The organism is Streptomyces sp. NRRL S-1813 (assembly GCF_000719605.1).
Lineage (GTDB): Bacteria > Actinomycetota > Actinomycetes > Streptomycetales > Streptomycetaceae > Streptomyces > Streptomyces decoyicus.
In genome coordinates, this window is sequence record NZ_JOHB01000039.1 from 51,875 (window position 1) to 62,370 (window position 10,496).

The 10,496-nt window shown below is 70.3% G+C and carries 9 protein-coding genes, 1 tRNA gene and 1 pseudogene; 6 read left to right on the forward strand and 5 right to left on the reverse strand.

Annotated features, from left to right (window positions below; translation table 11 throughout):
- Positions 1-6: 6 nt before the first annotated feature.
- The 4 genes from IF67_RS0134100 to IF67_RS0134115 form a co-directional block, all read right to left on the reverse strand.
- On the reverse strand, positions 7-936 hold the full coding sequence (locus IF67_RS0134100; protein ID WP_030992324.1) for an AAA family ATPase: 930 nt from the start codon (positions 934-936) through the stop codon (positions 7-9).
- Positions 933-3,005, reverse strand: a complete 2,073-nt coding sequence (locus IF67_RS0134105; RefSeq protein ID WP_030992325.1) for a hypothetical protein — start codon at positions 3,003-3,005, stop codon at positions 933-935. Before IF67_RS0134105 ends, IF67_RS0134100 begins: the two co-directional genes overlap by 4 nt.
- A complete protein-coding gene (locus tag IF67_RS0134110; RefSeq protein WP_030992327.1) occupies positions 3,002-3,964 on the reverse strand; it encodes a glycosyltransferase in 963 nt (320 codons plus the stop codon). Before IF67_RS0134110 ends, IF67_RS0134105 begins: the two co-directional genes overlap by 4 nt.
- A 446-nt stretch (positions 3,965-4,410) precedes the next feature.
- A tRNA-Pro gene (locus tag IF67_RS0134115) sits at positions 4,411-4,484 on the reverse strand.
- Between the two features lie 164 nt (positions 4,485-4,648).
- On the opposite strand from IF67_RS0134115, the gene IF67_RS0134120 reads away from it, so the two are divergent.
- From IF67_RS0134120 to IF67_RS0134130, 3 genes are all read left to right on the forward strand, one after another.
- Complete coding sequence (locus tag IF67_RS0134120) at positions 4,649-4,942, forward strand: YiaA/YiaB family inner membrane protein (protein ID WP_030078864.1); 294 nt, start codon at positions 4,649-4,651, stop codon at positions 4,940-4,942.
- 83 nt (positions 4,943-5,025) lie between these two features.
- A complete protein-coding gene (locus IF67_RS0134125; RefSeq protein ID WP_030992329.1) occupies positions 5,026-5,793 on the forward strand; it encodes a transketolase in 768 nt (255 codons plus the stop codon).
- Between the two features lie 51 nt (positions 5,794-5,844).
- Positions 5,845-6,753 (forward strand): transketolase family protein, encoded by a 909-nt coding sequence (locus tag IF67_RS0134130; RefSeq protein WP_030992331.1) that lies wholly within the window; start codon positions 5,845-5,847, stop codon positions 6,751-6,753.
- Between the two features lie 36 nt (positions 6,754-6,789).
- Here the strand turns inward: IF67_RS0134130 and IF67_RS0134135 are convergent, their stop codons facing one another.
- Positions 6,790-7,713 (reverse strand): alpha/beta fold hydrolase, encoded by a 924-nt coding sequence (locus tag IF67_RS0134135; RefSeq protein ID WP_030992333.1) that lies wholly within the window; start codon positions 7,711-7,713, stop codon positions 6,790-6,792.
- A 131-nt stretch (positions 7,714-7,844) separates the two neighbouring features.
- Between IF67_RS0134135 and IF67_RS0134140 the strand changes: the two are divergent.
- From IF67_RS0134140 to IF67_RS0134150, 3 genes and pseudogenes are all read left to right on the forward strand, one after another.
- A pseudogene (locus IF67_RS0134140) lies at positions 7,845-8,177 on the forward strand (amidohydrolase family protein); the annotation flags it as partial.
- A gap of 300 nt (positions 8,178-8,477) precedes the next feature.
- A complete protein-coding gene (locus IF67_RS0134145) occupies positions 8,478-9,836 on the forward strand; it encodes an acyl-CoA dehydrogenase family protein (protein WP_037840202.1) in 1,359 nt (452 codons plus the stop codon).
- 196 nt (positions 9,837-10,032) lie between these two features.
- Positions 10,033-10,281 carry a hypothetical protein gene (locus tag IF67_RS0134150; protein ID WP_030992339.1) on the forward strand — a complete coding sequence of 83 codons (249 nt, stop codon included), beginning with the start codon at positions 10,033-10,035 and terminating at the stop codon, positions 10,279-10,281.
- Positions 10,282-10,496 lie beyond the last annotated feature (215 nt).

A 10,496-nucleotide genomic window follows, 5' to 3' on the forward strand; every position in this document is an offset into this window, starting at 1 on the left:
AGCTCCTCAGGCACGGGACAGCTCGCGCAGCACGAGGTCCATGACCTCCCGCTCGTCCTCTCCGGCAGGGGCTCCGCCGCCGGTCAGCAGATGAACGGCGTTGAGCAGCTGGTCGATCGCCAGGCTCTCCCCTGCCGAGATCCGGTCAACGAAACCAGCAATCAACGCATCGATCTCGCCGGAGCCATCGTTGGCAGTCCGCAGATGCGAGTCGACGATCCGGCGCAGCGCGTCGATCGTCGGCTTCGGCATCGTGTAGCGGATGCAACGCCGCAGAAAGGCGGCCGGAAAGTCCCGTTCACCATTGCTGGTCATCACGATGAACGGGAACACGTCGCACTGCACCCGACCGCGGGTCACCGGACGTCGCTCGTCGCCGCTCCATTGGCGCACGTGGACGGTCTCGCTCTTGTACCGGGCGAGTTCGGGAATCTCGAACTCGCCACGTTCCAACACATCGAGCAAGTCGCTCGGCAGATCCAGATCGCTCTTGTCGATCTCGTCGATCAGCAACGCACGGGGACGCTCCGTCGGCAGCAGCGCCGTCCCCAGCGGTCCCATCTGCAGGAACGGCGCGATGTCGTCGCCCCCCGTGGGCCCGTCCAGCCGCTGCGCATGGATGCGGCCCAGGGCGTCGTACCGGTACAGCGCCTCGGTCAGCGTACTGCGGGAGGTGATGTGCCAGCGAAGCACGTCACCCAGTTTCAACTCGGCCGCAACCTGCTCGATCACCGTGGACTTTCCAGAGCCCGCCGAGCCGGTCACCAGCAGCGGCCGACGCAGCGCCAGCGCGGCGTTGACCGCCTTGATCAGACCCGGCGGCGGCTCGAATTCCTTGTGCAGGGTCTGACGGGGGAAACTGCGCCACGGCGGTGGTTTTCCGAGATCGACATCACGAGGAACACCGTCCCCTCGGTAGTAGGGCTGCCAGGTCATGCGAAGTTCTCCCCATCCATTGCGCACTGCTCGAACCAGTCGCAGAAGTCGAGCCATTCCGGGTCGTGCCATACCGATCTCAGCTCCGCCAGATGCTCCCGGCCATCGGCCTGTGCCGGTGGCTTCGGTCCCCAGCTGCGCCGGTAGGCCTCACTGAACTCGGTGGGCAGCAAATGCCAGAACCGGTCCAGGCTGTTGCGGTACCTGTCCGGCACACCGCGGTCGCCGCCCGGCCACAGGACGATCGGGGCATGCGCCAGCAGTACCTCCATCACCTGTTCGAACCGCGGCGGCCGGTGCCCGAGAGCGACCGCCCGCTGGTACGCACCGTGCCGCAGCCGCTCACTGAGCTCCTGGGTCCGAACGGTCTCGGGCTCGCCGAGCCAGTCCACAGGCGCGCCGGTGCCGCCTTCGCTCATCGCCTCGAGCCTCTCCCGAGCACGATCGTTGATCCACCACAAGTGGTCCGGCGGGCACAGACGCTCGCTCCAGCGCAGTACGACGTCATGTGCGACTCCCAGCCGCTCCCCAAAATCAATTTCCTCCGGCCGCCACCGCAGCAGCAATGCGGCGGAGGCCGCGATCTCGACCCGTTGCAGCGGGGCGCCCACCTCCTTGGCCCGCCGGGACGCCCACCTCAGCGCTCCGGCCAGTCGCTGTTCGACTCCGGCCTGGTCCGGGGAGCAGTCGAACGACTGGTGCGCATGAACCTCTCCGCGGTCCAGCAGCCACGTCTCCAGTGTCTCGGGCCAGTCGTCGGCGACGGCAGAGTGCAGGCTGACGACCAGGCGCAGCCTCGATCTGGTGTGCTGCTGTCGCTGTGCGTCGAAAGCGTCGCTGAGTTCGACGGCCGCGCGGACGGAGTGCGCCCAGGCGGTGAGCCGCGCATCGTCCCGGGCAAGCTGGTCCTCGGCAGCCAGCGCCGCGACAAACCTTGCCAAGGGAGTTGTGCCCGTCTCCCCGACCCGTGGGGCACGCATTCGCAGGTATTCCACTGCGTCCCGCAACAGCTCGGTGCCGGCAGTGTCGGGCAGCGGTGTGCCGGACCGGCCGCTCCCCACGGCCGTCGCGCGCCGGAGACGTTCGGATGTCAGTGGCCGGCCGGGCCAGGACATGAGCAATTCGATCGTCCGCAGGCAGTCCAGCAGACCGTCCAGGACGCGCAGGGCCCACGATTGCTCCGAGGGGCAGGCGGAAGAGGTAGCACGCAGAGTGCCGCGCAGCCGCTCCAGTACGTCCGGGCCGGTGACGGACCCGGTCAGCAGCTCCGCACCGCCCAGCGGTTGCAGCGCCCGGTCCAGCTCTTCGGTCCCCGTCGGCCCGAGCACCGACCCGCACCGGTCGTGACGCAACGCGTTGCGCGCCAGCCACAGGCGCTCGCCGAACAACGCGCCGTCATACTCCACGAGTCGGGCGTCCTGTCCCGGGGCGGCGGTCCTCACCGCATCGAGGACCGACGAGGGCCGCAGGAACTCTCCTGCCCCGCTGACACCCTGCGTGAGCACCTGCACGAGGCCGCGCGTGAACGCCAGCCCGTGCGCGTCCTGCCTGGCCCCGACAGACATCAGCAAGGACAGCCGCGTCGCGCCCTGTTGCACTCCGGCGTCCACTGCTTTGAGGTCCGGGGTGGCGCCACCGGCACGGCAGGTGTCGACGAGCGCGAGCACGCCGGGAAGACCCGGCGTCTCCAGAACCTCGGTCAACAGCCGGCCGACGTTCACCGCAGTCGCGATCACATCGGCCCGCGAGTCACCCGCCATCAGATAGAGCGTCGGGTTCTGGCCCGGTGTGATGCCATGCCCCAGCAGCGCCAGCACCAGGACCGCTCCCGCTTCCCCCGCCCGCCGCGCGGCGTCGCGGATCGCGGCCTCGATCTGCGCCTGGCAGACGGAAGATCCGCTGAGCACCGCGGACCCGGCAGCGGGGGCGCCGGCACAGGCTCCTGTCCAGTGGTCGGTGAGCAATCCGTACAAGGAGTGTGCCAGGCCCTCCAGCCCCTCGAGCAGACCGAGTTCGGCGCATTGGGGAGCGATGACCAGACAATGGCGGGGAGGAGTCGGCACGGTCATCCGCCCGTTGCTGCCTCGATCGCCTCGACCACTGGACCGGCGACAGCCGGCTGCGCGAGATATTTGGCGGCGGGGTGCACCCACACACCATCCGAGTCGACCCGTGCGCTGACTGGAAGCACGGAGCGGTCGCTGGGACGCACGAACTTCTCCAGCCTCGGCCGCCCGGCGATGAAGTCGTCCCGGTCCCAGAAGTTGAGCCAGCGGTCCACCGAGCCGGGTACCTGGAGCGGTTGCGGACGCATCTTCGGTTGCACCGCCGTACGCATGCCCATCGGCGAACCGAGCGTGACCAGCAGCGGTATACGGCCCTGGAAAGTATGCAGGGTCTCCACGGAGACGACAGTGCCGAGTGAGTGGCAAACGACGATCGTGGGCCCGTCGGGGTCGAGCTCCTGCTCTACGCGCCGTCGGATCCGGGCGTCGAGCGTCAGGCCTTCTTCGTCATGCTCCGCGCGGCGTAGATAGCGGGCCACCTGGCGTAGATGGCCGACCATCAGCTCGGCGCTGGCCCAGCCACCCAAGGTCCGCACCCCGGGCAGGGACAGAAGCGTGTTGACCGCGTTGAGGACGTGGCGGCCACCGCCTCCGAGACCCTGAGACTGCCCCTCCGGGGCGAGCTGGGCACGGGCATGACGCAGCAGGCACACCTCATCGTCCGAATCCGGCTCGTCCAACCGCTCGTCGAGCGCTTCGAGGAGCCACTCGCCCACCAGTCGCGTGTCCTCGTCCGCTCCGGGCGGCAGCGCGGGCGCCCCCTGCGCCGGAGCGCCGCCGAAGAGATCGCCGTAGTACGCGAAGCGGCTGTCGGCCGCCCAGCCCTGCACCAGATCCAGTACCCGGCCGGCATGGCCGGCGGCCCGGGCGCCCTCGGCCAGCGCACGCAGCCACGCGTCCAATTCGGCAGCGGCGTCCCGCGGACCGCCGATGCCGTGCACGAAGACCAGACGCGGCTTCATCAATTCCCCCGGAAAGACACCGCCCAGGGGTTCCGGGCGAACCTCGAGAGTATCAAGTGCCCTGCTGGAGCAGGGTGTCTCAGCGTGTGGGGCTCCAGACTATGGACGTCGAGACGATCGCTTGCACGAGTGAGTGCAGGACGCTTCACCCGAACCGCTGGACGCGGCTCCAGCTCCACCCACGTCGCCCGCTGGCCTGCCTCGCTCCGCAGTCGAACGGGCTGCTGCTCCAACGGCCGGCAGACGCGTCATCGAGGTTCATGCAGATCGTGCCGCGCGCCTGTCCCCACCGAACCCCTTCGGAGTTGCATGGACATGCCAAGACCTTCCCTGTGGGCCGCCGGCCGGAAGCGCCCGAGCCTGGGGCCCGTACGAACGCCGGCCAGAACGCGAAAAACGAAAAAGGGCCTCCGCAGGCTATTCACCCACGAAGACCCTTCACACCGTCGGGACGACAGGATTTGAACCTGCGACCCCTTGACCCCCAGTCAAGTGCGCTACCAAGCTGCGCCACGTCCCGGTGCCCGTTTCGGCCGGGAATTCCCGGCTGACCGCGCACGAGAACAATACCGCATGTCAGAGGGTGGGTGCTGCCATATTCCCGCGTCGGCGCGCGTACGGCCGACGGGAGAGATGAGTACCCGTACTCATGCACCGCCGTCACCGTGCCGCCACGCTACGCGCATGACTACTCCATCGATTCAGCGGCCGACGACCACGGCCTTCTTCGTGCAGGCCGCGATCTCCTTCGGGCTGTCGCTGGCGGCGCTGGTGATCGGGATCATCAAGCTGCCGGTGGGGCCCTGGGAGCGCGGTTTCCTCGCCATCGGTCTGGTCTTCGTGGTGTCCTCGGCGTTCACGCTGGCCAAGTGCATCCGTGACCGCCAGGAGGTCGAGGAGGTGACGAACCGGGTGGACAAGGCCCGGATCGACAAGATCCTCATTGAGCAGGACGTCTTCAAGCCGGGGCAGGTCTGATCTCGGCATCCCGGGCCGCGGATCTCCCGGTCCGCGGCCCGACGCTTGACCTCAAGCGCGCTTGAGGTTGCAGGCTCGGTCGTATGACGCACATGACGACGGAACCGACGAAGGGCAAGGCGGCAGGGCCTGCGGCGGGAGTCCCGGCGGAGCGCACGCCGCACACCGGCGGCATCGGGTTCGATGAACTGCCGCATCTGATGAGCCTGATGACGGGCGATGAGAAGCACGGCCCGGCGGCCACCTCCACGCTGGACGCCCTCTGGGTGCTCTACGACCGGGTGCTGCGGGTGTCCCCCGGCACCGCCCAGGACCCCGGCCGGGACCGCTTTCTGCTCTCCAAGGGGCACGGCCCGATGGCCTACTACGCGGTGCTGGCCGCCAAGGGCTTCTTCCCCACCGCATGGCTGCCGGGCTTCGGCGCGTTCGACTCCCCGCTCGGGCATCACCCCGACCGGCTGCTGGTGCCCGGCGCGGAGATCGGCAGCGGTTCGCTCGGGCACGGGCTGCCGCTGGCCGTCGGCACCGCCCTCGGGCTGCGGGCGCAGGGCCGGACGGAGCCGGCCGTATGGGTGCTGATCGGCGACGCCGAACTGGACGAGGGCAGCAACCACGAGGCGCTGGCCTACGCGGGCGCCGCGGGGCTGGACCGGCTGCACACCCTGGTCGTCGACAACTCCTCCGCCACCCACGGCTGGCACGGCGGGATCGCCTCCCGCTTCGAGGCCGCAGGCTGGTGCGCCGCCAGCGTCGACGGCCGCGACCACCAGGCCCTTCACGAGGCCTTCAGCGCGCCGCACCCGGGCCGCCCGCGCGCGGTGATCGCCCGTGTCGAGCCCAAGGGCGACTGAGCGGCCCGCCCCGGCTCCCCCACCCACCAGGACTTCGAGAGGGTTTCAGTGATGGACACCATGCGTGAGCGGTTCGCCTCGGTCACCTCACGGCTGTTGGAGGAGGACCCGCGGCTGGCGGTCGTACTCGCCGACATCGGTACGGCCGGCTTTGCCGAGGCGGCACAACGGCATCCGGACCGGGTGGTGAATGTCGGTATCCGGGAGCAGTTGCTGATCGGCGTGGGCGGCGGGCTGGCGCTCACCGGGCTCCGCCCGATCCTGCACACCTTCGCCAGCTTCCTCGTGGAGCGCCCCTTCGAGCAGGTGAAGCTGGACTTCGGCCACCAGGGCGTGGGCGGGGTGCTGGTCAGCGCCGGTGGCTCCTACGACTGGCCGAGCGGCGGTTTCACCCATATGGCACCCGGCGACGTCGCGCTGCTGGACACGCTGGACGGCTGGACCGTACATGTTCCCGGGCACCCGGACGAGGCCGAGACGCTGCTGCGGCACGCCGCGTCGGCCGGTGACGACAAGGTGTACGTCCGGCTGTCCGCACAGGCCAACCACGCGCCACGGGCCGTGAACGGGACCGGTTTCCGGACACTTCGGGAAGGGCGCGGCGGGGTCGTCGTCGCCGTCGGTCCGATGCTGGATCATGTGCTCGCCGCGACCGAGGGGCTGGAGGTGACGGTGCTCTACGCGACGACCGTGCGGCCCTTCGACGCCGCCGGGCTCCGGGCAGCGGCCGATGCTGCCGGTAGCGCGGACGTGGTGCTCGTGGAGCCGTATCTGGCGGGGACCTCGACGCGCTTCGCGAACGAGGCGCTGGAGGACCGGCCGCACCGGCTGCTGGGGCTCGGCGTCGGCCGCCAGGAGCTGCGCCGGTACGGGCAGCTCGACGAGCACCTGGCGGCGCACGGCCTCGACCCGCACGGCCTGCGCGAGCGGATCGCCGGGTTCGTGGCGGCACGGCCCTGACGGTGGGCGTGGCGCTCCCCGCGGAGCGGCGGCAGCTCAGATGTGCTTGTCGAGCCAGGCCAGCAGGTCGTCCTGGACCTCGTCGCGGTTGGTCTCGTTGAGGATCTCGTGGCGGGCGTCCGGGTAGGCCCGCCAGGTCAGATCGCGGGTGCCCAGGTAGCGGAAGTCCTCCAGCAGTTCGTGGACCAGGGTCATCCGCTGGTGGCAGGGGTCCTGGTCGCCGACGGCGAGGTGGACGGGCAGCCCCCGCGGGATGCGGGCGAGGTTGACCGGGTCGTTGATCTTGCGGATGGCGCCCACCCAGTCGGCGGCGAGACCGGCGCAGAAGGGGAAGCCGCAGTCCTCGTCGGCGACGTAGGCGTCCACCTCCGCGGCGTCGCGGGAGAGCCATTCATAGCCGGTGCGGTGGGTGAAGGCGTCGTTGAAGGAGCGGAAATTGCGTGGGATGAACGCGGAGAGCGCGCTGCGGCCCTGCTCGGCGATCTCCTGGTCCAGTTCGGCGACGGCACCGTCGATGTCCAGACCGGGCAGGGTGCGGAAGACGCCGGTGAGGAGCAGTCCGGCGAGGTCGGCGCCGTACTCCTGGGCGTAGTCGCGAGCCAGCATCGCGCCCATGCTGTGGCCGAGCAGCACCAGCGGGACGCCGGGGTGGGCGGCGGCCGCATGGTTGCCGATGCCCTTGAGGTCGCTGACGATCGCCCGCCAGGCGTCCTCGCCGACCACGCCGCGGCCGCCGGTGGCGGCGGCGGTGGCGCCGTGGCCACGGTGGTCGGAGGCGAGGACGGCGTAGCCGTGGCCGGCCAGGAACCGCGCGAAGCGGTCGTAGCGCCGGCCGTGTTCCGCGGCACCGTGGGCGATCTGGACGAGGGCGCGCGGGTGACCGGACTCCGGGAGCCAGGTGTAGGTGGCGATACGGGCGCCGTCCGGGGCCTGGTGGAAGTCCTGCTGCATGGCCTGCATGCGTCGTCTCCTGACTGCCGGGGCGGTGGCTGACGAGTCGTCGGCGCCCACTCTTTCGTGTGGGGCGGCGGTGCGCCATGGGACGCGCGTGGAGCAGATGCCCCGCTCCCCCGCGCGCGGCGTGACAGGATCGGCCGCTGCACCGCGGCGGCCTCAGTGTGAGCCGGACGCTGCGCACCGCGACCGCGCTGCCCGCCCGGGTGTTCGGTGCGGAACGGGACCTGGGGACGCTGGAGGTCGGCAAGCTCGGCGATATGACGCTGGTGGACGGAGATCCGTTCGAGGACTTCGACTCGCTGGTGCGGACCTCGGCGGTGCTGCGCGGCGGACGCCTCTTCGAGCAGCGGGAGCTGACTGGCTCCTTCCCGGCGCCCGCCACCCGCTCGCTGCGGGCGGCCGGAACCGACTGGCTGGAGGTGGGTCGGCAGCAGCGCCGTGAGTCCTGCTGCGACCTCTCGCACTGACGCGCGGCACCCCGCCGGGGCGGGGTGGGAGGCGTGGGGTGGCGCGGTTCCGGGACCTTCGGAGCCGCGCCACAGGCATCGCCGAACCGGGGGTGGTGCGCAGATGCTCCGCGCTTCAACTCTTCACTTAAATGCACCCAGTTGATGTTTTATGCGCCCCGCAGTAGGTATGCCAACGGAGTATTGCACCGGGTAAGCGAAAGATCACTTTCCGGAACGTTCGCTGCGGACGGCACCGCCGGTGCCGTCCCGAGGCGAGGTGCGACCAACGCGTGGAAGATCGCGAAGGAGGGGCTCGTCTTGCATCGCTACTTCACGGACCAACGGCATGAGGCACTCCGGCACCGGGTGCGGGACTTCGCCGAAAGCGAGGTCCGCCCCCGGGTGGCGGAGATGGAGGCGAACCGTTCCGTTTGCCACGACCTGTCGCGCCTGATCGCCCGGCAGGGGTGGATAGGCGCGACCGTGCATCGCGCGTACGGCGGGATGGGCGCCGGCCATGTCGCCAAGACCCTGATCATCGAGGAGCTCTCACGGGTCAGCGCCGCGATGGGCGCCATGGTGCAGGCCTCGCAGCTGGGCGTGGCGAAGATCGTGCACTTCGGCAGCGAGGAGCAGAAGAAGACCTGGCTGCCCGCCATGGCCTCCGGCGACTGCCTGCCGACCATCGCGGTCACCGAACCGCAGTCCGGCGGCCATGTGCTGGGCATGACCTCCACCGCGGTCCGCGACGGCGACGACTACCTCCTCAACGGCCGGAAGATCTATGTCGGCAACAGCCATGTCGGCGATCTGCACGGCGTGGTGGTCCGCACCGGCGAGGGCTCCAAGGGCCTGTCGGCGTTTCTCGTCGAGTCCGACACCCCCGGCTTCCGGGTCGGCCCACAACAGCCCACGATGGGACTGCACGGCTTCAGCTTCGGCGAGCTGTTCTTCGACAACTGCCGGGTCCCGGCGGCGAATCTGCTGGGCCGGGAGGGCGACGGGCTGTCGGTCGCATACTCCTCCAGCGTGCTGTACGGGCGGCCGAATCTGACCGCCGTATCGCTGGGCATCCATCAGGCGGTGCTGGACGAGACCACGGCGTTCTGCGCCGAGCGGCAGCGCTACGGCAAGCCGCTGGCGGACCTGAGCAACATCAAGCTCAAGCTCGGCCGCATCCAGTCACGGCTGCTGCTGGCCCGGCTGTCCGCGTATCACGCGGTGCATCTGCTGGACCAGGGGCTGCCGTGCGATGCGGAGCTGATGAACGCCAAACTGGTCAATGTGGAGTCGGCGCTGGAGTCGGCGCGCGACGCGATGGACATCCATGCCGCGTGCGGCCTGTTCACCGACCGGCCGGTGGAGCGCTTCCTGCGCGACGCCCACCACATCTTCGCGCCGGCCGGCACCTCCGACATCCAGCTGCTGCGCCTGGGTGAGCTGGCGCTGGGGCAGACGCGCGGCGAGTGGTCCAGCCGGCTCGCGGATCTGCTGCGGCTGGAGCCCTCGGAGTGGCCCGAGGAGGGCGACGCCCCCACGGACACCCCGGCCACCACCGGACGGGGCCCGGACGCCACGGCCACCACCACCGGACGGGGCCCGGACACCACTGCCACGGTGCCGGGCCAGCGCACCGGACCGGTACGCAGGCCTTCCTGGTTCGCCCGGCCACGATGAACGGCAGGCTCCGGACCGGTGGTGGTGCCGCCACCGGTCCGGAGCCGATGCTGCGGCCCGTCGATCCGGGAGCAGCGGACCATGATGGCCGTCGGCCGGCTCTTCCTCGCCGTCGCCGGTCCGCAGGCGCTGCCGCCGCCCTTCTTCGGACGGCTGGCCGGCCGCTTCGACCGGCGGGCCCGGTGGATCGGCTGTGATGCCACCGGTGCGTTGCCTGCCCTCGGGCTGCCCGCTGTGGCTGGTCTGCGGCGGTGCCCCGGAACCCGGGATCTGCGGCGCCAATCTGGGGCCGGCCGTCGTCAGCGCCCTGCTCTTTCCGGCCGGCTCCGCGCTGATCAAGGAACGGGTCCCGGCGGGCCGGCTGCGGCGGTTCAACGCCCGCTACGAGATGGGGCGCCGCCCGGACCGGACGCCGGCTGCCGCGGCCCCGTATGCCTATCTCTGACGTTGATTGTCGACGCGAGTAGTCGACACCGCCCACCGGCTGGTTCGTGATCACGGGGGTGGGTGTCGGCTGCCGGTCGTTTGCCGGCACTCCCCCCCCCGAGCCGGTCGGCTAGCTGTATTGCCCACGAGCGTTGTTGACAATGCTCAGGGGTTCGCTTCGTCCGGTTTTCGGGAGCTTGCCCGAGGGTGATGTTGCGGCGTGACGCGGGTCCT